A 22,562-nucleotide genomic window follows, 5' to 3' on the forward strand; every position below is an offset into this window, starting at 1 on the left:
CCTTAGCGGCTCGGCTCAGGGCGCGGTGCGCCGGGGTCGGTGCGCTGGCCCCAGGCGGCCGGCGCGACCGGGCGCAGCGGCGTGTAGGGCCCGACGATCCCCGACATGCGCACGGGCGCAACGTTCGCCGCCGGATCGGCCGGATCAGCCCCGGCCAATGCGATCGTGCGCGGCTGGCAGGCGCCGAGGCTCGCCGCGGCAAGCAGCGTCAATGCGCAAGCGGCAACGGAGAATGGCAGGCTGCGCCGCGCCGGAGATGCGGCAGCGGGCGTCGCCATGTATTGCGACAACATGAGGTATCCTTGGTCTGTCGATGAATCGCGAGCGGCCGCGCGCGACATGCGCGTGAAGCCGGCGTCGTTCGCTCAGACCAGGACGATGGGGGGCCGATACAGGCGCGGCGGCGTGCGACCGGGCAGGCCTTCGTCGCGCGGGGTCACGCTGGTGGCGGCGAACGAAGCGGGAAGGGTGACCGCCGGCAGCGCGGCAGCGAGGCCCACGGCGCACATCATGGCGCAACAGGGGCCCGGCATCTTGCTGTGATCGTGGTGCGACGGCGCGGGAGCTGGCGCCTGCATCCCAGCGTCTGCAACAGGGTGATCATGATGATGGGCGTGCGCGGTCTCTACCTGCGGCATCGCCGCCAAGATCATCTCGTGATGAGCCGCGTCATGATGAGTGGCCGCAACGGCAACGACGGTCTCGTCGAAGCAGGGCGCCGCCCCATCGCCCAGCGCGAGCGCCACGCCCGGGCTGAGCACGCAGACGAGGTAAGCGAGGACGAGCAGCCGTCCCGCCACCATCAGCATCTTCCGTGTCAATCCCAACGACATGCGCGCCCAAATCACTCCGATCCGCCGCGCAACCTAATGATAAAGCGCGGCGCCGCCAAGAGGGCCGGACCGTGATCGTGCAGATCCCTCCTGTTGCGCTGCTTCTGCATGCCCAATGCCGCAGCAATGTGGCTTGACCTGATGCGGTGCGGCAACGAAGTTGCGGACATCGTGCACGGACCCAATACAAGATTCGAGGAAGCGCCTCACTTCATTCCGGACTCGCGCCAGGCCTGGGCGCGGCTGGCGCTTGCGCTCGTCATCGGTTCCATCGGCGGCGCGGGGATGTGGACCGTCGTCGTCGTTCTGCCGGTCGTGCAGGCCGAGTTCGCCGCCAGCCGCGGCGCGGTGTCGCTGGCCTATACGCTGACGATGTTCGGCTTCGGCCTCGGCGGCGTCGTCGTCGGCCGCATCACCGACCGCTTCGGCATCGTCACCGCGATGGCCCTCAGCATCACCTGCACCGCGGCCGCCTATCTGCTCGCCGGCGCGTCGGTGACGCTGTGGCAGTTTCAGGCGGTGTATTTCCTGATCGGGATCGGTTCGTCCGTCACCTTCGCGCCGCTGATGGTGGAGGCATCGCACTGGTTCGTGCGCTATCGCGGCCTCGCCGTCACCATCGTCGCCTCGGGCAACTACGTCGCCGGCACGGTGTGGCCGCCGCTGGTGAACTGGGGCGTGCAGCAGATCGGCTGGCGCGCCAGCCATGTCGCGCTCGGTGTCTTCTGCGCGGTGACGATGAGCGCGCTGCTCCTGGTGCTGCGCGCGCGCATGGACGGTGCCGGCGCGCAGGACCATGCCGGCGCGGCGCCGCCGCAACTGGAGCTGCCGATCTCCACCAACGCGCTGACCGTGCTGCTCAGCATCGCCGCGATCGCCTGCTGCGTGGCGATGGCGATGCCGCAGGTGCACATCGTCGCCTATTGCGGCGACCTCGGCTATGGCGTCGCTGTCGGCGCGCAGATGCTGTCCTTGATGATGGCGCTCGGCATCGTCAGCCGGATCGGCTCCGGCTTTCTCGCCGACCGTGTCGGCGGCATGCGGACGTTGCTGATCGGCTCGCTGGCGCAGGGTTTTGCGCTTCTGTTCTATCTGTTCTTCGATGGCTTGACGTCGCTCTATTTGATCTCGGGCATGTTCGGCCTGTTCCAGGTCGGCATCGTGCCGAGCTATGCGATCATCGTGCGTGAGGCGATGCCGGCACGCGAGGCCGCCACCCGGGTCGGCATCATCATCTTCGCCTCGGTGTTCGGCATGTCGTTCGGCGGCTGGGTCTCGGGCGTCATCTTCGACGCCACGGGGTCCTATTCGGCGGCCTTCGCCAACGGCATCGCGTGGAATGGCCTGAACCTAGCCATCGTCGTGACGCTGCTGATCCTGGCACGACGGCAACACCGGCTGGCGGCCTGAAACAAGAGGCGTTGCATCGGAGCCACAGCCGGAGTCCAATATCCGGTTTATATGCACGTCGTCATACAAAATCCCGGCGCCCGCCGCAAATTCATCGAATCACCTCACCCAACTGTGGAACTCGATCGGAGCCGATCGTGGCCATTTGGCCTCGTGCGTGCTCCGCATCGCGAGGTTGGTTGTCGCGAGGTCTCAGCCGAGGCCGCGGTCGCCCGTCGCATGCCTGACGCAGGCAGGCCTCGAGGTGAATGCTCCGGACTGGTCGAGAACGCTGCGGCGGCATCGCGATGGTGCAGGAGGCCGTTGCGCTATGTCCATCGTCACGAAGGCAGCTTCGCAAGTCGTGCTTGCCGCGCTCGCAGCCGGACTCATGCTGAGTCAGGCATCGGCGCAGGCGTGGCCGCAGCTGCAACAACAACCGCCGCAGCCGCCGCGCCCGGCAGCGACCCGCTCCATCATCGTGCCTGTCGCCCCGGCCGCCCGGCCGAACGGCGCGCCCGTGATCCCCGCGCCGCCACGTCCCGCCGGCCTGCCGGCGTCGCTGTCGCCCGCGCCCGGCAGCGGGCCGGACGTATGGCGGCTGCCCAACCCGACCGACGTCAACGACGGCACCGTCACCATCATCACCGCGCCGGCCGGCGGCGCCACCTCCGTGTTCGGCTCGGACATGGCGCGCGTGCTCGATGATCAGACCAACGTCCGCGTGCTGCCGGTGCTCGGCAAGGGACCGGTGCGCAACGTCTCCGACATTCTGTTTCTGAAGAGCATCGACATGGGCGCGGTCGCAGCCGACGTGCCCGAATTCTACCGCCTGCAATACGGCATCCCCGACATCACCTCGCAGCTCCGCTACATCGCGCGGCTCTATCACAACGAGATCCATGTCATCGCGCGCTCCTCGATCCGCTCGATCTTCGACCTCAACGGCAAGCGCATCATCGCGCCGACCGATGTCGGCTTCTATTCCGCGCGCGTGATCTTCAACCGGCTCGGCCTGACGGCGTCGTTCGACTACGCGACCGATGATGCCAAATCGATCCAGAAGCTGATCGATGGCGACGCCGACGCCTACATCGTCTCCACCGGCAAGGTGTTCCAGCTCGCCCGCAGCATCAGGAACGACAACCGCGCGCTGCACCTCGTGACGATCCCCTACGACCGCCGGCTGCAGGACCTCTATCTGCCCACGACATTGTCCTCCGAGGAATATCCGAACCTGCTCAACCCCGGCGAGACGATCGAGACGGTGGCGATCGGCATGCTGCTCGTCAGCTACAATTGGCCGGAGAATACCGAGCGCTATCGCAAGGTGGCGCGCTTCGTCGAGGCGTTCTTCGCCAACTACGACGAGTTCATGAAGCCGCCCCGGCATCCCAAATGGCGGGAGTCGAGCATCGTCGCCGCCATTCCGAACTGGAAGCGCTTCAAGGCGGCGGACGAGTGGCTGCTGGCGCGCAACATGGTGCCGCGGCCGCAGGTTGCCGACGTGCGCCAGACCCAGTTCGAGAGCTTCGTGCGCCAGAGCGGGGGACAGCTGTCCAACGATCCGGCTGAGCGCAGCTCCCTGTTCCGCCAGTTCCTGCAATGGCGCCAGCAGCATGGCGGGCCGCCGACGCCGTCGCGCTGAGCTGTCAGCTCGTTGTTGTCTACTTCGCGAGCTCTTTCGAGCGCGCCGTGGCCGCGGCGACCGCCCTGGTCAGCAGCGGCTGGAAGCCGTCGGCTCCCATCAGCACCGACAGCGCGGCGGCTGTGGTGCCGCCCGGCGAGGTGACGTTCTGGCGCAGCGTGGCGGACGGCAGGTCCGATTGGCGCAGCAATTCGCCGGCGCCCGACACGGTGTGGCGCGCGAGCTTTGTCGCCAGCGACTCGGGCAGGCCGGCGGCGACGCCGGCGCGGGCGAGCTCCTCGGCGAGCAGGAACACATAGGCGGGACCCGAGCCGGACACCGCGGTCACCGCGTCCATCAGCGCCTCCTCGTCGACCCATTCCACCGCGCCGGTGGCGCGCAGCAGCGCGTCGGTCAGCGCCCGTTGCGCGGCGCTGACGTTGGCGGCGGGCACCGCCACGGTGATGCCGCGGCCGATCGCGGCGGGCGTGTTCGGCATCGCGCGCACCACCGCGCCGCCGATCGTTTGGTGCAGGCCGGCGATCGTCGTCCCCGCCATGATCGACAGCACCAGCGTCGCGTCGCCGACCCACGGCTTCAAGGCGGGGCCGGCGTCCGGGAACATCTGCGGCTTGACGGCGACGATGACGACCTCGGCCGGCGCAGCCGCCGTCGGATTGAGGCGGACGCCCCTGGCCACCAGCGCCGTGATCTCCGCCGATGGCATCGGCTCGATCACCACCACGCGCGCGGGATCGAGCCCGCCGGCCAGCCACCCGGTCAGCATCGCGCCGCCCATCTTGCCGGCGCCGGCCAGCACGATGGTGCCGGTGAGCTGATGAAGCAGGTTGTTGTCCGCTGATGTCACGACGCACTCCGCTGTCGTCCCTGCGAAAGCAGGGACCCATAACCACCGGCGGTTCTAGTGGAGCAGGGGCAGAGCGACAAGCGTCGCGCGCCAGACGGACATCACGCGGTATGGGTCCCTGCGTGCGCAGGGACGACAGCGCGTGTGAGGAAGCGGCGGCGGCTTACGCCTCGCCGTCGGTATCGAACAGCGCGGCCGCCATGGCCTCCTGGGTCGACTTGCCGGCCCAGACCACGAACTGGAAGGCCGGGAAATAGCGCTCGCAGGCGTGGATGGCGCCGGCCAGCATGCTCTCGCATTGCAGTCCCGACGCGGTGATCCCGCCGGGCAGCACCAGGGCCTGGCGGTGCATCACCATGCCGGTGTGGGTCCAGATGTCGAAATGGCCGAGCCAGAGCTGCTCGTTGATCGCGGCGATCAGCCGCTGCACCTCGGCGCGGCGCGCCTCGGGGATCTTCATGTCGAAGGCGCAGGCCAGATGCAGCGCCTCGATCTCCGCCATCCAGGTGAAAGAGAGCTGATAGTCGGTCCACTGCCCCTTGGAGGCAATCGTGATCTCGTCCTCGCCGGAGCGCTCGAACATCCAATTGTTGTCGGCCGCAATGGTCTCGACCACGCTCAGCGGGTGGTCGGTGGAATCGATAGTGCTTTCGAGCAGGGACATGCCGTCTCGACCTCGTCTTCTTGATCTCGTTGGTACATACGCGGCGACCCGGCCCACGCCCTCTCGGCGCTTCGAGACCCGGCTTGCAGTCCCGGAGGTACCCCGGGCGTGCGAGGACAAACTGATGTGATTTGCGGAATCTGCGCAACGGGGGGGCGAGTCCGTCCACAGCCAAACACCGCTTCGTCCACAACTCCTGTCCGGCCTGTGGAATCATGGCCGAATGAGAACAAAACGGAATCGGATTCGCCGCAACCGCCCCGTCCGAGCCGATTTGGCCGCGGGAACGGCCGCGAGCGGTTGCATGGCCGCCCGTCGTGGACCGCGGGCGTGAGGCCTTGCCGCAGCCGCCGACCGCCTGCATAGTTCGTTCAGGCCGTCCATCCGGGCGGCCGATGTTCTCAGGGCGGGGCGAAATTCCCCACCGGCGGTAAGCGTTTCTCGGTCGAGCGCGCGAGCCCGCGAGCGCCTTCTCGGCAAGGCAGGGTCTGGAGAATTCTGTTCTCCGGAACGCGTCGCGCAGAGAAGGGTCAGCAGATTCGGTGCGACTCCGAAGCCGACGGTCACAGTCCGGATGAAAGAGAACGGGTCCCGGCACCCCGCGCAATCCAGCGTGGGGCGTCGTTGTTCCGTGTGCCCTGATTCTGGTCTCTGACGAGGACAACCATGAATCAGATGTTGCAAGACGCGCCTACTGATACGCCCACCGACACCATCACCGTAGGAACGTCGCCGCCGGCGGATACGCCGGTCGCGTCACCGCCCGACGAGTCGCCACCGGCGCCGTCGCATCCGCGCTTCAGCAAGCCGCAGCGCGTCGCCTTCGTGCAGTCAGCCTGGCATCGCGACGTCGTCGCCGAATGCCGTCTCGCCTTCCTCGACGAGATCGAGGCGCGCCACATCCCGCGCGATCGTGTCGACATCTTCGAGGTGCCAGGCTCGTTCGAGATTCCGCTACATGCGCAGCTCCTGGCCAAGACGCGGCGCTACACCGCCATCGTCGCGGCCGGCCTCGTCGTCGATGGCGGCATCTACCGCCACGAGTTCGTCGCCGACACCGTCATCAAGGCGCTGATGGACGTGCAATTGCGCACCGAGGTGCCGGTGTTCTCCGCGGTGCTGACGCCGCAGCAATTCCACGAGACGCAGGCGCATTTCGAGTTCTTCCGCAAGCATTTTGCGACCAAGGGCATCGAGGTGGCGACCGCCTGCGCCGAGACGCTGCTGAGCCTGGAGCGGTTGCGGGGGCAGGTGGCCGCGGGGATCATCTGAGGCGGTGATGTCGTGTGGCTGGCTTCAGGCTAGCCACGCACCCGCTATCGAAACGCCGGGATCGAGATCTCACGGCAACGGCAGTGAACTCCCCTCCCCCTTGCGGGGAGGGGTTGGGGGTGGGGGTCTCCGGGCGCCGAACTTCGTCATGTGCATCTTCTGTTTTACCGAACAAGACGAATGCGATGGCGTGTGTCATCGCCGTCATCCTCTCGAATACGAGTGATCATCATCGAGAGCACGACTCGTGGACCCCCCACCCCCGACCCCTCCCCGCGAGGGGGAGGGGGGCTCACCGTCTCGCGGCTCGAGCTCGAATTCAGCCTCTTGCTCCGCGCCGATCAGTCATCGTGTCGTCCGCCCCACCCTCAGCGACACCACGTCCCCTCACGCTCCCCGCCTTGTGTTGTCAATTTCCTCGCCACCCCTGTAAAATCTCTCCTGGGAGGAGGCTTGCCCGTGGCGACGGGCGGCCGACAAGGATGATCGAAGGATACGATCCTTATCTCGTCGCGCTCTCGGTCGTGATCGCGAGCCTGGGTGGCTATACCGGTTTCAGTCTCACCGCGCGCATCCGCAGCGGTCCGGGAGAGAATGCGCGCGTGCTGCTGTCCGGCGCCGCCGGCATTCTGGCCGTAGGCATCTGGACCATGCACTTCGTGGGCATGATGGCGGCGCCACTGCCGGCCGATGCCGTCTATCTGGTGCTGCCGACCATCATCTCGTTCCTGATCTGCGCGCTCGTGATCGGCATCTCGCTGTTCTTCGTCAGCATCGGCGATCCCTCGCCCCGGCGCGTCGTCCCTTCCGCGCTGCTGCTCGGCGCCGGCATCGCCAGCATGCATTATGTCGGCATGCACGGCCTGTCCGGCTCATTCGGGCTGACGCATGATCCGGCGCTGGTGGCGCTGTCGGTGGCGATTGCGATTGTCGCCGCCTATGGCGGCCTGCGCATCTTCCTGGCGCGGCAGGACGGGCTACGGCTCGCCATCAGCGCGGTTGCGTTCGGCATCGCCGTGTCCGGCATGCATTACACGGCGATGCTGGGAATGCATGTCGTGCCGATCGGCGAGGGACACCATCACGCCGCACCGGGACTTGCTGCGTCGCCGCAAGCGCTCGCGATCGTCGTCGCCGTGCTGTGCTTTGTCATCGTCGCCGGATTTTTGCTGTCGCTGGTGCCGGACCCGCGCCGTCAATCGCAGCCGATGCCGGCCGTTGCCGAGGCTGCGCCGCAATTGGCCCCGGAGCCGGCCGCGACGGCGGCCGAGCCGGTTGTCGAGGTCGCCGCTCCGAGCCGGGCGACGGCGGCGCCGTTGGGGGGCATCGGCCAGCCGCCGCGCGCGACTGCGGCGCGATTGCCGCTGGAGGGCGCCAACGGCACCCATTTCATCGATGCCGGGGACGTGCGCAGCGTGCGCGCCGATGCACACTACACACGGATTCACGACGGCACCCGCGAGCGGATGTGCCCATGGTCGATCTCCGAGGCTGAGGCGCAGCTCGATCCCGGCCGCTTCATCCGCGTGCACCGCAGTCACATCGTCGCGATCGAGCATGTGATCTACGTCGGTCGGGAAGGCGAGGGCGCGATCATCGAGCTCGATGGCCCCTCGAAGCCGCGCGTGCCGGTGAGCCGCGCCAAGGTCGCCGAGGTCAAGGCGCGGCTCGGGCTGCGGCGGCCGGCCTGAGTTCAGCGTTCGTTTCGCTGCTGCAACAGAGCGCCGCCATTCTCCCCAACGCATGCAACACCGCGCGCGCGTCTTGCTCGGCCGCTCACGCCGTCACTCGCGCGATTGGGTCGCCCTCGCTGACGCAATTCGTGCGCGACCAGCCGCATTTCGTGCGATTTCGCCGCTCTCCGTGCTGGCTTCGTTGCGCGGCCAGCGATCCCGATCGACGCTCCGCGCCAATCCGCGATGCGTCCGCGTTCGCACTTCGCTCTCGCAGCACGAACGCCCGCCGCAACAACGCGACGGCCTTGCCGATAAAGCAGGCCAGCACAGGAGAGGAAACGTCATGATTCCTGGCCCGTTCGACTATCACCTGCCGGCGAGCGTCAGCGATGCGATCAAGCTGCTCGCCGACCTCGGTGATGACGCGCGACCGCTCGCCGGCGGCCACAGCCTGCTGCCGATGATGAAGCTGCGACTGGCGACCCCGGCGCATCTGATCGATCTGCACGGCATCGCCGGGCTCAAGGGCATCCGCCGCGATGGCGACCGCATCGTCATCGGCGCGATGACCACGCAGGCCGAGCTGCTGGCGTCTGCCGACATCGGTGAGGCGCTGCCGATCCTGCACGAGACCGCGCTCTTGATCGCCGATCCGCAGGTGCGCTACCGCGGCACGCTCGGCGGCAATGTCGCCAATGGCGACCCCGGCAACGACATGCCGGCCTTGATGCTGGCGCTGGACGCCTCCTATCGGCTCGAAGGGCCGAACGGCGTTCGCGAGATCGCGGCGCGCGAGTTCTACCAGGGCGCTTATTTCACCGCGCTCGAGCCCGGCGAGATCCTGACTGGCATCAGCATTCCGCTTCCGGCTGCGGGGCACGGCTACGCCTATGAGAAGCTGAAGCGCAAGGTCGGCGACTATGCGACGGCCGCAGCCGCCGTGGTGCTGACGATGGCGGGCGGCAAGGTGGCGACGTGCGTGATCGCACTGACCAATCTGCACGAGACGCCGTTGCTGGCGACCGACGCGGCGACTGCAGTGATCGGCACCACGCTCGACGATGCCGCGCTGAAGGCGGCGGCGAGCGCCGCGCGCGCGATCATGCAGCCGGCCTCCGACGCGCGGGGACCTGCCGAGTACCGCACGCATGTCGGCGGCATCATGGTGATGCGCGCGCTGCAGCGCGCTGCGAGGCGGGCAACCTGAACGCACATCGCCACTCGGCGAACTCTCTCTTCTCCTCCCCCCATGTGGGGGAGGGCCGGGGAGGGGGGAGCCCTAAGCGACACTGCCGCTGAGGACCCCTACCCCCGACCCCTCCCCGCAAGGGGGAGGGGAGCGCACTGACACTGCGGCTCAAGTGGTGCCCAAGCTTTGCGATTTCCCAGGGAGCAACGAATGCCCAAAACCCATATCACGATGAAGGTGAACGGCAGCGAGGTCGAAGGCCTCGCCGAGCCGCGCACGCTGCTGGTTCATTTCCTGCGCGAGCAGGCGCAGCTCACCGGCACCCATATCGGCTGCGAGACCAGCCATTGCGGCGCCTGCACCATCGACATCGACGGCATGAGCGTGAAGAGCTGCACCATGCTCGCGGTGCAGGCCAATGGCTGCGAGATCACCACGATCGAGGGCATGGCCAACGCCGACGGCACGCTGTCGCCGCTGCAGGAAGGCTTCCGCATGATGCACGGCCTGCAATGCGGCTTTTGCACGCCCGGCATGATTCTTCGCGCGCACCGGCTGCTGCAGGAAAATCCGTCGCCGACGGAAGCTGAGATCCGCGCCGGCATCTCCGGCAACATCTGCCGCTGCACCGGCTATCAGAACATCGTCAAGGCGATCCAATACGCCGCCGCCAAGATCAACGGCGTTGAATTCCAGGAGGCCGCGGAATGAACGACATGACTCCCACGCGGGAACAACGCGAAGCCGCGCTCGAAGGCATGGGCTGCCGGCGCAAGCGCGTCGAGGACATCCGCTTTACCCAAGGCAAGGGCAACTACGTCGATGACGTCAAGCTGCCGGGCATGCTGCACGGCGACTTCGTGCGCTCGCCGCATGCCCATGCGCGGGTGAAGGCGATCCACACCGAGGAGGCGCTGAAAGTGCCCGGCGTGCTCGCGGTCATCACCGCCGAGACCTTGAAGACCGTCAACCTCGCCTGGATGCCGACCTTGGCCGGTGACGTGCAGATGGTGCTCGCCGACGGCAAGGTTCTGTTCCAGAACCAGGAGGTCGCCTTTGTCGTCGCCACCGACCGCTATGCCGCCGACGACGGCGTCAACAAGGTCGTGGTCGAGTACGAGCCGCTGCCGGTGCTGGTCGATCCGTTCAAGGCGATGGATTCAGATGCGCCCGTGCTGCGCGAGGACCTCGTCGGCAAGACCTCGGGCGCGCACGGCCCGCGCAAGCACCACAACCACATCTTCGAGTGGAGCGTCGGCGACAAGGAGCTCACCGACGCCGCGTTCAAGAAGGCCGACGTCACGATCAAGGAGATGATCTCCTATCACCGCACCCATCCATCGCCGCTGGAGACCTGCCAGTGCGTCTGCTCGTTCGACAAGATCAAGGGCGAGCTGACGATCTGGGGCACCTTCCAGGCGCCGCATGTCATCCGCACGGTGGTATCGCTGATCGCAAAACTGCCGGAACAGAAGATCCACGTCATCGCGCCGGATATCGGCGGCGGCTTCGGCAACAAGGTCGGCGCCTATCCTGGCTACATCTGCGCCGCGGTGGCCTCCATCGTCACCGGCAAGCCGGTCAAATGGGTCGAGGACCGCATCGAGAATCTGACCGCAACCGCCTTTGCGCGCGACTATCACATGACAACGGAAATCGCTGCGACCAAGGACGGCAAGGTCACCGGCCTGCGCGTCCACGTGCTGGCCGACCATGGCGGCTTCGATGCCTGCGCCGATCCGTCGAAATGGCCGGCCGGCTTCTTCAACATCGTCACCGGCTCCTATGATTTCCCGGTCGCGCATTGCGTCGTCGACGGCGTCTACACCAACAAGGCGCCGGGCGGCGTCGCCTATCGCTGCTCGTTCCGCGTCACCGAGGCGGCCTATTGCATCGAGCGCGGCATGGACATTCTGGCGCAGAAACTCGGCATGGATCCGGCCGAGCTACGCCTGAAGAACTTCATCAGGCCGGAGCAGTTTCCTTATCACTCGGCGCTCGGCTGGGAATATGACTCCGGCGACTACCACACCGCCATGCGCAAGATGATGGAGGCCGTGGACTACGCGGCCTTGCGCAAGGAGCAGGCCGAGAAGCGCGCCGCCTTCCAGCGCGGCGAGACCCGCGAGATCATGGGCATCGGCGTCTCCTTCTTCACCGAGATCGTCGGCGCCGGTCCGTCGAAGAACTGCGACATCCTGGGCATCGCGATGTTCGATTCCTGCGAGATCCGGCTGCATCCGACCGGCGCCGGCATTGCGCGGATGGGCACCAAGAGCCAGGGCCAGGGGCACGAGACCACCTGGGCCCAGATCATCGCCAGCGAGATCGGCATTCCCGCCGACAACATCATGGTCGAGGAGGGCAACACCGACACGGCGCCCTATGGTCTCGGCACCTACGGCTCGCGCTCGACGCCCGTCGCAGGGGCAGCCATCGCCATGGCCGCGCGCAAGATCAAGGCCAAGGCGCAGATGATCGCGGCCTACAAGCTCGAGGTGCACGAGGACGATCTCGAATGGGACATCGACGGCTTCCGCGTCAAGGGCCTACCGGAGAAGGTGATGTCGATGAAGGACATTTGCTGGGCGGCCTACAACTCCGTGCCGCCGGGCATGGAGCCGGGGCTGGAGGCGGTGAGCTACTACGATCCGCCCAACATGACCTATCCGTTCGGCGCCTATCTCTGCGTGATGGACATCGACGTCGACACCGGCGTGTACAAGGTCCGGCGCTTCTATGCGCTCGATGACTGCGGCACCCGCATCAATCCGATGATCATCGAGGGCCAGATTCATGGCGGCCTCACCGAAGCCTTCGCGATCGCGATGGGCCAGGAGATCCGCTACGATTCCGAGGGCAATGTCGTGACCGGCTCGTTCATGGACTTCTTCATGCCGACCGCGGTCGAGACGCCGCATTGGGAGACCGACTTCACGGTGACGCCCTCGCCGCATCACCCGATCGGCGCCAAGGGCGTCGGCGAAAGCCCCAATGTCGGCGGCGTGCCGGCGTTCTCCAACGCGGTCAATGACGCGTTCTCGTTCTTAGGCTCGACCCACATCCAGATGCCGCATGACTATTGGCGCAACTGGCAGGCGGCGAAGAACCTGGGCGTATTGGGGTCGTAATATTGAAGGCGTTGGCGTTCGCCGCGCGCGCGCGTTCCCTCCCCCCTTGTGGGGGAGGGCTAGGGAGGGGGGTACCCCACGGGCAGTGTGCGTGGAGATCCCCACCCCCAACCCCTCCCCACAAGGGGGAGGGGAGTTCACCTCCGATGACGCAGCAGTCGAACTTGACATGAAGACCCGCGACCACATCGCGCAATCGCTCTCCGCCTGCGGCTACATCGCCGATGGCGAGCTTGCGACTGCGATCGCGCTGATGCATCTGCTCAAGCGGCCGTTGCTGCTGGAAGGCGAGGCCGGGGTCGGCAAGACCGAGGTCGCCAAGGCGCTCGCCTGCGTGCACGGCACCGAGCTGATCCGGCTGCAATGCTATGAGGGTCTTGACCAGAGCTCCGCGCTGTACGAGTGGAACTACCAGCGCCAGCTGCTTGCGATCGAGGCGCATCGCGGCCAGCCGGATACCATCGAGGACCAGATCTTCTCCGAGAAGTATCTGCTGGAGCGGCCACTGCTTGCAGCGATCCGCCGCGCCACGCCGCCGGTGCTGCTGATCGACGAGATCGACCGCGCCGACGACGAATTCGAGGCGTTCCTGCTGGAGCTCCTGTCGGACTTCCAGATATCGATTCCCGAGCTCGGCACCATCAAAGCCATCAGCATCCCGCACGTGGTGCTGACCTCGAACGGCACCCGCGAGCTGTCGGACGCGCTGCGCCGGCGCTGCCTCTATCACTATGTGGACTATCCCGATGTCGATCGCGAGGCCCGCATCATCCTGGCGCGGATCGATGGCGCGTCGGCGTCGCTTGCGCTGCAGATCGCGCGCCTGGTCGAGGGCCTGCGAAAAGAAGAGCTGCGCAAGGTGCCGGGTGTGGCCGAGACGCTGGACTGGGCAGCCGCGCTGGTCGGGCTCGATGTGCGCGACCTCGAGGACCAGCCGGAGGTCGTGCATGACACCTTGATGTGTCTGCTCAAGACGCATGAGGACCGCTGCCACATCACCCGCGAGGTCGCCGCGCGATTGTTGGGGAAGGTCGCATGAGCTGCTGCGGCGCCACGCCTGATCATGAGGACATGGACGCGGTGGCGCGGCTGGTCGCGGGACGCCTCAGTGCATTTCTCAAGACGCTGCGCGACAACGGCTTTGCGGTCGGCCTGTCGGAGGGGCAGGATGCGGCGGCCGTGATGACCGCAGGCTATGCCGACAGGCCCGGCCTGTTGCGCTCCGCCTTCAAGCACCTGTTTTCGGCGCGCAAGAGCGAGTGGGATCGCTTCGACGGCCTGTTCGACGCGTTCTGGCTCGGCAAGCGCGTGCGCTCGCGCGTTCTGACGGCAGGGTCGCCGCAATCGGCGAACAGCCCGTCCCTGAAGAGTCTGCAGGATGCGAATGCTGCTCGGCAGGGGCATCACGGCCCGACCGATCAGATTCCCTCTGACGAAACCCCACGCGAGGCGGGCGGCGAGGGCGTCCGCGAAGGTGCCTCGCGCGTGGAGTCCATCAGCGATACCGACTTCCGCAAGCTCGCAGATCCCGACCAGGTCGCGCTGGCGCATGAGGCGGCGGCGCGGCTCGCCCAGGCGATGCGGACACGGCTGACGCGCCGCGATCAGTTGCGGCGCAAGGGCGAGCGGCTCGACCTGCGCCGCACCATCCACCGCAACATCAGCCATGGCGGCGTGCCGATCGCGCTGGTGTATCGCCGCCGCAAGCCGAAGCCGCTGCGGCTGGTGGTGCTGCTCGACGCCTCCGGCTCGATGAGCCCCTATACGTCGGTGTTTGTTCGTTTCATCCACGGCGTGCTCGACGCCTTCCGCGAGGCCGAAGCGTTCCTGTTTCACACCCGGCTGGTTCACGTCTCCGATGCGATGAAGGAGAGGGATGCCGCGCGGGCGCTGGATCGGCTGTCGATGATGGCGCAGGGCGCCGGCGGCGGCACCAGGATCGGCGAAAGCCTAGCGACCTTCAACCGCTGGCACGCGCCGCGCGTCATCCATTCGCGCACCTGCGTGATGATCGTCTCCGACGGCTACGACACCGGTGATCCAGCCTTGCTCGGCCGCGAGATGGCGCAACTGCGACGCCGTTGCCGCCGTATCGTCTGGCTCAATCCGATGCTCGGCTGGCACGGCTACGCGCCGGAAGCCCGCGGCATCAAGGCGGCGCTGCCGCATGTCGATCTCTACGCGCCCGCGCATACGCTGGGCTCGCTCGCGGCGCTCGAGCCTTATTTGGCGAGGTTGTGAGATGACGAGGGTGAGCCGCTCTGAAGTGTTGTTGACGCAGACTGCCTCGGCATCGGCGGTCGGCTCCCTCCCCCCTTGTGGGGGAGGGCTGGGGAGGGGGGCACCCCGAGTTCGGTGCAAGACGCCCCCCTCCCTAACCCTCCCCTACGAGGGGGGAGGGAACAGACCTTCAGTGCTGCTGCAGACTGCCTCGAACGTGCGCCAGAGGAGGCACCCATGACCACCTCCTCCGAACTGCTCGATCTCGCCGCCCAATTGAAAGCTGCCGACGAAAGCTTCGTGCTCGCCACCGTCGTCCGTACGGTGTCGGTGACCGCCGCGAAGGCCGGCGCCAAGGCGATCATCCGCCCCGACGGCAGCATCGTCGCGGGCTGGATCGGCGGCGGCTGCGCCCGCGGCGCGGTGCTGAAGGCGGCGCGCGAGGCGCTCGCCGACGGTGTCCCGCGCATGGTCTCGGTGCAGCCGGACGACCTGCTCGCCGAGCTCGGCGTCAAGCCGGGTGAGATGAAAGAGGGCGTGCGCTTCGCTTCCAACATGTGCCCGAGCAAGGGTACGATGGACATCTTCGTCGAGCCGGTGCTGCCGTATCCCGCGCTGGTGATCTTAGGCGCGAGCCCGGTGGCGCTGTCGCTCGCCGCGCAGGCGCGGCCGCTCGGCTATCACGTGACGCTGGCGACGCCGGCGTCCGATCTCGTCACGACACCAGAGGCCGATGTGCTGATCGATGGCTTCGCGCTGGATCAACCGGCCGGGAGCAGCCGCTTCGTCGTGGTGTCGACGCAAGGCAAGGGCGACGAGGCGGCCTTGCGCGCCGCACTCGCCTGCGATGCGGCCTACCACGCCTTCGTCGGCAGCCGCCGCAAGATGGACAGCCTGCGCGACAAGCTGATCAAGGACGGCATCGACGCCGCGCTGCTCGACAAGGTCAAGGCACCGGCGGGCCTCGATCTCGGCGCCATCACGCCGGAGGAGATCGCGATGTCGATTCTGGCCGAGATCACTCAGGTGCGGCGTCGCGGCCAGCGCGGCTGAATTCCGTCACGGCGCGAGCGGCAGGTCGAACGAGACCCTGAGCCCGTCCGGCGCGAAGTCGCGCGTGACCTCGCCCTTCAGCGCGGCGCCGAGAATGCGCTCGAACAGCAGCGAACCGAAGCCGTTGCGTGCGGGCGGGGAGACATCCGGCCCGCCGTTCTCCTGCCAGAACAGCTTGAGCCGTCCGTCGGCATGGGTCCAGCCCAGCGTCACGCGACCCGCATCGTTCGACAGCGCGCCATACTTCACCGCATTGGTGACGAGCTCGTGCAGGCCCATCGACAGATACAGCGCGATGCCCGGCGCGAGCTGCAGGGCGGGGCCGTCGACGGCGATCCGGTCGGACTGCAACGGCGCCAGCTCGGCGCACACCAGCTCATTGAGCGCGATCGCTTCGCGGCCGCGATCCAGCGCCAGCGCGTGGCTGCGCGTCAGCGCCGCGATGCGGCCGCGCAGCACCTCGCCGAACTCGGCCAGCGCCGAATCGGCGCGGATGCTCAGCGCGATGACGCTGTCGACCAGCGCCAGCGTGTTCTTGACGCGGTGATTGAGCTCGTGGACCAGCACGCGATGGTGCTGCTCGACCGTGCGCCGCCGCGCATTCTCGGTGCGCAGTGCGATTTCGTCCATCACGATCTCGCTGAGCTCGGTGAGCTGGGCGATGTCGTCGTCGCTCCACGGCCGTGGCTCGTGATCGATGGCGCAGAGCGCGCCGATCACCTCGCCGCTCGGCAGCCGCAGGGGGACGCCGAGATAGGCGATCACGCCGAGAACCGGTACCGCGAGATTGTCCTTCACCAGCGGATGCTCGTTGGCGTCGCTGATCACCAGCGGCTGCGCCGAGGTCACGACGTGCTGGCAGAAGGAGTGGCTGAGCGGCGTCTCGCGCAGCGACGCCCATGGCTCGCACAGGCCGACCGAGCTCTTGAAGAACTGCCGGTCGCGATCGACCAGCGCGATGATCGCCGCTGGGGCCTGCAACAGCCGCGTGGTCAGGCGCGTGACGCGGTCGAAGCCCGGCTCCGGCGGCGAGTCGAGCAGCTCGGTCTGCAACAGGGCAGTCAATCGGTCTGGCGCGGAGGCGTCGCGATCGGACGTCATGCAGCTTTCGTCGGTCGGGCGTTCAGCCGGTGACAGGTTGCAAGACGGACCGGACGGAGCGCAAATCCGGAGGCGGTCGATCGTGCGGCGCAGTGGTATTCGGCTGGAACGAAGCCGGCGCAGAGACGAGATGAAGCCATCAACGCGGCCATCGCCGCGCTTCAGGGGCGGGGCGAATCCCGGTTCCACGCAGGTAACCAAGTGGTAGACTATGGCCTGACCAAGGCAAGTTCGGCATTCCGCCGCAGGTTCTCTTTGGTATGCATTATACCCGTCAGCCCCCCTTGACCGCACCCGCCGTCAGGCCGGCCACGATCTGCCGCTGTGCGAACACGGTCAGCAGCAGCACCGGCAGGGTCACGATCAGCGCCGCCGCCGCGAGCGGCCCCCACGAGAGCTGATCGAACGAGATCATGTTGTAGACCGCGACCGGCAAGGTGCGGGTCTCGCGTCCGGCCAGCACGATGCCGAACACGAAATTATTCCAGGAGAAGATCACCGCGAGGATGAAGGCGACCGCCAGGCCGGGCTTCGCCACCGGCAATGCCACGTGGCGGAAAACCTGCCAGCGCGTTGCGCCGTCGATGCGCGCGGCTTCCTCGAGCTCGATGGGCGTGGTCTCGAAATAGCCGATCATGATCCAGATCACGATCGGCACGGTGACGACGAGATGGATGATGATCTGCGGCCACAGCGTGCCGAGCAGGCCGAGCCACTGAAACAAGAGGAACAGCGGGATGAGGTACGACAGGCCGGGCGTGATGCGCGCGATCAGGATCACGATCGCCGATTTATGCGCGGCCATCCGTGCGATGCCGTAGCCGGCGGGCACGCCGACCAGCATGGCGAGAAAAGTCGCGCCGCCGGTCACCAGCAGGCTGTTCTTGAAATAGGTGAAGAAGCGGTTGGACGACAGCACGTCGCCGTAGTTCTTCCAGGCGAAATGCTCCGGCCAGAACACCGGCGGATACGCGGCGTTGTCGACCTCGAACTTCACCGACAGCGAGATCATCCAGAGGAAGAACAGGATCGCCGGGGAGACGATGAGGAAGACGCCGAGCGCGAGGCCGAGCCGGCCGAGGATGGTCTGCGCGCTCATGCGTCGCTCCCCAGCGCATTCCACTGTGCGCGCCGACGCAGCACCAGCAAGAGCGCAGTCAGCGCGATGATCAGCGCGAAGAACACCACCGCGATCGCCGAGGCATAGCCGAGGTCGTAATAGACGAAGGCGACGCTGTAGAGATAGAGGTTGATGGTCTCCGACGCCGAGCCCGGCCCGCCCTGGGTGATCGCGAAGATGATGTCGAAGCTCTTGATGGCGTCGATGGCGCGGATCATCGCGGCGATGAACAGGAACGGCATGATCAAGGGCAGCGTGATGTAGCGGAACATCTGCCAGGTGCTGGCGCCGTCGATCTGCGCGCTCTCATACGGTTCGGTCGGCAGCGAGGCGATGCCGCCGAGCACGATCAGCATGACCAGCGGCGTCCACTGCCAGGTCTCGACCAGCACCAGCGAGGGGATCACCGTGCCCGGGTGAAACACCCAGAGCTGTGGCGGCAGGCCCACCAGCGACAGAAGATAGTTCAGGATGCCGAGCTGCGGGTGGAACATCATGGTCCACACCAGCGCGATCGCGACGGGCGTCGCCATCATCGGCATGATGAAGAGGGCGCGCAGCAGCCCGCGCCCGGGAAAGCGGGCGTGGAAGACGACCGCGGCGAAGGTGCCGAGCACCAGCGGCAGCAGCACCGACAGCGCGGTGTAGGACAGCGTGTGTCCGACCGACTCGACAAAGCGTGGATCTGCCGGCAGCCGCAGGTAGTTCGACAGCCCGACGAAGGTCGTGGGTGAGCCGACCTTCCACTCCTGGAAGCTCATCCAGATCGTGAACAGCCAGGGAAAGATGATCACCGCGAGCACGGTGACCAGCGCCGGCACCACGAACGGCCAGTACGACGGCGGCCGCAACGCGCGTTCCGGCGCAGCGGCGTCCGCTGCCGCGCCGGCCTGTTCGACGATCGTGCTCACGCTTTCTCGCTGCGCTCCAGGATCGGGCGGAACTGCTCGTGCGCCTTCTTCAGCTCGGTCGCGGGATCGGCGCCCGACAGCGTGGCGGTCAACGCAGCACCGACGAGATCGCGGAATTCGGCGACCGGGATGATCACGGGCAGGCCGAGCTTAGAGATCTTGCCGGAGTCGATCGCCGACTGCAGCCACTCCTTCGGCATCTTCACGCCGCCCTGGACTCCGGGATCGTTGAGCACCGAGTTGCGGAACGGTACGCCGCCGCCGGCTTGCACCAGGCGGGCGCCTTGCGGCTTCGACACCAGCCACTGGCACAGCAGCCAGGCGGCTTCCTTGTTCTTGCTCGCAGCCGCAATGCCGATGCCGTCGCCATAGGTCGCCGAGTACTGTCCCTTCGGTCCGGCGGGCACCACGGTGTAGCCGACCTTGCCGACCACGCGCGAGGCATTGGCGTCCTCCAGCGGCGGCGCCCAGCCGACGCCGTCGATCCACATCGCCGAGCGGCCTTGCGTGAACGAGGCCATCGACTCCATCCAGTTGAAGCCGGCCACGCCCGGAGGCGCGCAGGTGGTCAGCAGCTTCTGATACAGCTTGGTCGCCTCGACGGCCTCCGGGCCGTCGGTCAGGATGTTGCCCTTGGCGTCCAGGAACTCGCCGCCATAGTTGAGGAAGAAGTTCGTCCACAGCGTCATGTTGGCGTTGCGCAGGCCGCGGCCGACGAAGCCGAACGTGCCGTCCTTGGCATCGGTCAGCTTCTGCGCCGCCGTGACCATCTCGTCGAGCGTCTTCGGCACTTCGACGCCCTTCTTCGCGAACAGCTCCTTGTTGTAGTAGAGGATGAAGTAGTCCACCGACCATGGCAGCGAGAACATCCGGCCCTTGTCGTTGCTGGCGTAAGTCAGGCCGGCGGCGGAGAAATCGCTCTGCACGAGGTCCGGCGCCGTGAGGTTCGGATCCTTCATGAAGTCGGTGATGTCGGCGAGCCAGCCGGCCTTCTCGAACTGCCGCTTCTGCACGTGATAGCTGAGATGGACGACGTCGAAGCTCGGCTTGCCCGACGACAGCTCGATCACGACCTTCTGTCGCTGCTGCTGCTCCGGGATCTGCTCGGATTCCACCTCGATGCCGGTCAGCGCGGTGAATTCCTTGATGTTCTTCTGCAGATTGTCGCCGCGCGGCCCCTTGGCGAGGATCACCTCGAGCTTGGTACCGGCATATTTCTTCCACTGCGGCTCAGACCAGGCCGGCTGGCCGGTGAGCGCCAGCGCGCCTGCTGCTGCCGTGCCCGCAAGCATGTTGCGACGCGTGATCGCGGTCATTGGTATCCTCCCGGAAGACTTCTTGTTTGGTCGTGAAGTGTAGCGCGATCCAGCGGCGCTGCAACAGCATGGTGCCCGTTCGACTGGGGATGCGACGACCGCGCGTGGTGCGATGCGGCAATCCGTTATGCGCCCGATGCGGCTGTGAAATCCGCCCGCTCCAGCAGCCACGACAGTGCAAAGCCAGCGACGAGCCCCCAGAACGCAGCGCCGATGTTGAGCAGTGGCACGTCGGCGACGGTGACGAGGAAGGCGATCAGGGCGCCGAGAGAAAAGTTCGTCTTGAACGCCGTCACGAACGCCGTCTGCAGCACGCGCAGCATGGCGAGGCCGGCCAGCGCGGTGATCAATGATTTGGGTGCGATCAGCAGCAGCGTGGTGAAGGTCGGCGCCAGCAGGCCGAAGCCGAGCGCAAGCACGCCCACGACCATCGCCGCGGTATAGTGGCGCTTGCGCTCGCCGCCGGAGACGACGATGGCGTTGGTCGGTCCGGTCAGGCAGGTCGACACGCCGCCCACGACAGCCGCGAGCGCCGAGCCGATGCCGCAGGCCACGGTCACCACATTGACCGGGGGCGTGTGGCCGGCGGCGGTCAGCACCGCAAAGCCCTGGCCGTTCTGCACCACCAGCACGGTAACCGCGAGCGGCACGATCAACTCGATCATCGCCGCCAGCGACCAGGACGGCGTCTGGATCACGGGCCGGATCAGCGCGATTTGCAGCGACGCGCTCTGGTCGTATTTGCCGAACAGGATGGCTGCGAGCGTGCCAATGACGAGCGCGCCGATGATCGGCGGGCAGCGCCGGCCGAGCGCTGGCAGCGCGGTCAGCAAGAGCCAGGCGACGACCATCGGCCCGGCGATGGCGAAGTCGGCGAACACGGCGCGGACGAGATCGAGGCCGAAGCGCAGGAATACGCCGGCGACCATGCCCATCACGATCGGCATCGGCACCAGTTGCATCGCGCGCTTGACCCAGCCGGTGAGCCCGAGCACCAGCATCAACAGCGCGGTGCCGTAGAATGCACCGACCACCTGCGGAAAGCTGAGATGCGTCAGCGACTGGCCGACCAGGACGGTGCCCGGAATGGTCCAGAACAGCACCAACGGCTCGCGATAGCGCCACGACAGCGCAAGCGTGATCAGGCCGTTGATGAAGAACACGCCGAAGATCCACGACGCGATTTCGCCTTGCGACAGCCCGCCATTGGCGCCGACCGACAGGATGATGGCGACCGGTCCGGTGATCGCGAACAGCCAGCCGATGAAGCCGTGTGACACATAGAGTGGGCCCAAATCGCTGGTGATCTGCCCCGCTGCCGGCGGCGGGCCTGCGGGACGTTCGATGGCGCTGAACATGGGAAGGCGGCTCGGGCGGGGTTCTTGTTGTTGTCGTTGGTGTCGTGGGGGATGTTGGCCGAAGCGGACGGGGCGTGCAAGGCGGGGGGCTGATTGGCGGATGACGCTGCGCTAATCCGCCGAATGCATCCTCGCCGTCGGCTGCTGGTTGGCTCCAATGCTGCCCGTCGACCAAAATCAGCTCGTCTCCCTGAATCCTGTCCAGCCCTTCGGATAAAAATAAATCGCTTGTCGAGTTCGCCAAATCAGCATTATGGTCCCGCTTGTTCCGTTGCGTCGGAGGGGACGTATCGCGGTCGTCATGGACGTCGGCAGCGGAATGCGATGGGCGGGTCGGGTTGCAGCGCGTTTTCGCGCCGACGAACAACTCGGCACGCACGGTCAAGTCGCGCGGTCCTGATACCCCGATGCTGGTATCCCGCGTCATGCGCTTAAAGCGCATGGGGCGCACGGTGGCCAAAAGCCGGTGCACCGGGGAGAACGCGAAGCAGCCGTTAAAGCCATCGCGCAGGGAGGGCCGGGTGTGTTCGGCCAGACCTGTGGTACCTGCCGCCTGCATTTTTTTCAGCAGGCGGGCCACGGGCGCGGCCAGCGCCCGGCCTTCCCTGCGCCCTTCATCTCGTGAGGGCGGCACGATGAGCAAAGCTCGGACGCAAAATGCGTCGCGAGATCGCGGAGCTGTATCTCCAGATGTCGGCAGACAATGTTGCCATGAAAGACACCGCGGGCGTCGTTGCGAGCGCAGCGAAGCAATCCAGGATCTCTCCGTTGAGGCACCCTGGATTGCTTCGTCGCTGCGCTCCTCGCAATGACGGCGTACGGGGCAAGCTGTCC

Annotated in this window: 19 protein-coding genes and 1 riboswitch; of the genes, 10 read left to right on the plus strand and 9 right to left on the minus strand. The window is 66.7% G+C overall.

Features of this window, described 5'->3' with window-relative positions:
* Positions 1 to 2: 2 nt before the first annotated feature.
* Both QX126_RS23770 and QX126_RS23775 read right to left on the minus strand, forming a co-directional pair.
* The gene (locus tag QX126_RS23770) at positions 3 to 293 is read right to left on the minus strand and encodes a hypothetical protein (RefSeq protein WP_315784032.1); all 291 of its coding nucleotides are present in this window, start codon (positions 291 to 293) and stop codon (positions 3 to 5) included.
* Positions 294 to 365: 72 nt separating this feature from the next.
* Positions 366 to 809: a hypothetical protein gene (locus tag QX126_RS23775; protein WP_315734021.1), complete on the minus strand. Its 444-nt coding sequence runs from the start codon at positions 807 to 809 to the stop codon at positions 366 to 368.
* 195 nt (positions 810 to 1,004) lie between these two features.
* Between QX126_RS23775 and QX126_RS23780 the strand changes: the two genes are divergently transcribed.
* Both QX126_RS23780 and QX126_RS23785 read left to right on the plus strand, forming a co-directional pair.
* Positions 1,005 to 2,243: an MFS transporter gene (locus tag QX126_RS23780; protein WP_315784035.1), complete on the plus strand. Its 1,239-nt coding sequence runs from the start codon at positions 1,005 to 1,007 to the stop codon at positions 2,241 to 2,243.
* Between the two features lie 310 nt (positions 2,244 to 2,553).
* Positions 2,554 to 3,870, plus strand: coding sequence for a TAXI family TRAP transporter solute-binding subunit (locus QX126_RS23785; protein ID WP_315784038.1), 1,317 nt, complete (start codon positions 2,554 to 2,556; stop codon positions 3,868 to 3,870).
* Positions 3,871 to 3,889: 19 nt separating this feature from the next.
* Here the strand turns inward: QX126_RS23785 and proC are convergent, their stop codons facing one another.
* On the minus strand, positions 3,890 to 4,717 hold the full coding sequence (gene proC / locus QX126_RS23790; RefSeq protein WP_315784041.1) for a pyrroline-5-carboxylate reductase: 828 nt from the start codon (positions 4,715 to 4,717) through the stop codon (positions 3,890 to 3,892).
* A 163-nt stretch (positions 4,718 to 4,880) separates the two neighbouring features.
* The gene (locus tag QX126_RS23795; protein ID WP_315771836.1) at positions 4,881 to 5,381 is read right to left on the minus strand and encodes a YbjN domain-containing protein; all 501 of its coding nucleotides are present in this window, start codon (positions 5,379 to 5,381) and stop codon (positions 4,881 to 4,883) included.
* A gap of 393 nt (positions 5,382 to 5,774) precedes the next feature.
* Positions 5,775 to 5,971: riboswitch (FMN riboswitch) on the plus strand.
* Between the two features lie 76 nt (positions 5,972 to 6,047).
* Here QX126_RS23795 and QX126_RS23800 point away from each other — a divergent pair.
* The 8 genes from QX126_RS23800 to QX126_RS23835 all read left to right on the plus strand — a co-directional run bounded on the left by QX126_RS23800 (position 6,048) and on the right by QX126_RS23835 (position 15,922).
* Positions 6,048 to 6,653 (plus strand): 6,7-dimethyl-8-ribityllumazine synthase, encoded by a 606-nt coding sequence (locus QX126_RS23800; protein ID WP_315784044.1) that lies wholly within the window; start codon positions 6,048 to 6,050, stop codon positions 6,651 to 6,653.
* 482 nt (positions 6,654 to 7,135) lie between these two features.
* Complete coding sequence (locus QX126_RS23805) at positions 7,136 to 8,344, plus strand: MHYT domain-containing protein (protein ID WP_315784047.1); 1,209 nt, start codon at positions 7,136 to 7,138, stop codon at positions 8,342 to 8,344.
* A gap of 328 nt (positions 8,345 to 8,672) precedes the next feature.
* Positions 8,673 to 9,536 (plus strand): xanthine dehydrogenase family protein subunit M, encoded by an 864-nt coding sequence (locus QX126_RS23810; RefSeq protein ID WP_315784049.1) that lies wholly within the window; start codon positions 8,673 to 8,675, stop codon positions 9,534 to 9,536.
* Positions 9,537 to 9,728: 192 nt separating this feature from the next.
* Entirely contained in the window at positions 9,729 to 10,229 is a 501-nt protein-coding gene (locus QX126_RS23815; protein WP_315734004.1) for a (2Fe-2S)-binding protein, read from the plus strand.
* Positions 10,226 to 12,649, plus strand: coding sequence for an aerobic carbon-monoxide dehydrogenase large subunit (locus QX126_RS23820; RefSeq protein ID WP_315784052.1), 2,424 nt, complete (start codon positions 10,226 to 10,228; stop codon positions 12,647 to 12,649). Before QX126_RS23815 ends, QX126_RS23820 begins: the two co-directional genes overlap by 4 nt.
* Before the next feature lie 169 nt (positions 12,650 to 12,818).
* Positions 12,819 to 13,688 (plus strand): MoxR family ATPase, encoded by an 870-nt coding sequence (locus QX126_RS23825; RefSeq protein ID WP_315784055.1) that lies wholly within the window; start codon positions 12,819 to 12,821, stop codon positions 13,686 to 13,688.
* Positions 13,685 to 14,890, plus strand: a complete 1,206-nt coding sequence (locus QX126_RS23830; RefSeq protein WP_315784058.1) for a VWA domain-containing protein — start codon at positions 13,685 to 13,687, stop codon at positions 14,888 to 14,890. The genes QX126_RS23825 and QX126_RS23830 overlap by 4 nt, the downstream gene beginning before the upstream one ends.
* Before the next feature lie 216 nt (positions 14,891 to 15,106).
* Positions 15,107 to 15,922 (plus strand): XdhC/CoxI family protein, encoded by an 816-nt coding sequence (locus QX126_RS23835; protein ID WP_315784060.1) that lies wholly within the window; start codon positions 15,107 to 15,109, stop codon positions 15,920 to 15,922.
* 6 nt (positions 15,923 to 15,928) lie between these two features.
* On the opposite strand, the gene QX126_RS23840 is transcribed toward QX126_RS23835, so the two are convergent.
* The 5 genes from QX126_RS23840 to QX126_RS23860 form a co-directional block, all read right to left on the minus strand.
* Positions 15,929 to 17,023 (minus strand): HWE histidine kinase domain-containing protein, encoded by a 1,095-nt coding sequence (locus QX126_RS23840; RefSeq protein ID WP_315784063.1) that lies wholly within the window; start codon positions 17,021 to 17,023, stop codon positions 15,929 to 15,931.
* A gap of 274 nt (positions 17,024 to 17,297) precedes the next feature.
* On the minus strand, positions 17,298 to 18,122 hold the full coding sequence (locus QX126_RS23845; protein ID WP_315784066.1) for a carbohydrate ABC transporter permease: 825 nt from the start codon (positions 18,120 to 18,122) through the stop codon (positions 17,298 to 17,300).
* The gene (locus QX126_RS23850) at positions 18,119 to 19,054 is read right to left on the minus strand and encodes a sugar ABC transporter permease (RefSeq protein WP_315757369.1); all 936 of its coding nucleotides are present in this window, start codon (positions 19,052 to 19,054) and stop codon (positions 18,119 to 18,121) included. Before QX126_RS23850 ends, QX126_RS23845 begins: the two co-directional genes overlap by 4 nt.
* The gene (locus tag QX126_RS23855) at positions 19,051 to 20,370 is read right to left on the minus strand and encodes a sugar ABC transporter substrate-binding protein (protein ID WP_315757368.1); all 1,320 of its coding nucleotides are present in this window, start codon (positions 20,368 to 20,370) and stop codon (positions 19,051 to 19,053) included. The genes QX126_RS23850 and QX126_RS23855 overlap by 4 nt, the downstream gene beginning before the upstream one ends.
* 125 nt (positions 20,371 to 20,495) lie before the next feature.
* Positions 20,496 to 21,728, minus strand: a complete 1,233-nt coding sequence (locus QX126_RS23860) for a benzoate/H(+) symporter BenE family transporter (protein ID WP_315784068.1) — start codon at positions 21,726 to 21,728, stop codon at positions 20,496 to 20,498.
* Positions 21,729 to 22,562: the final 834 nt, after the last annotated feature.

It is taken from the genome of Bradyrhizobium sp. SZCCHNPS1003, from assembly GCF_032381555.1.
Taxonomy (GTDB): domain Bacteria; phylum Pseudomonadota; class Alphaproteobacteria; order Rhizobiales; family Xanthobacteraceae; genus Bradyrhizobium.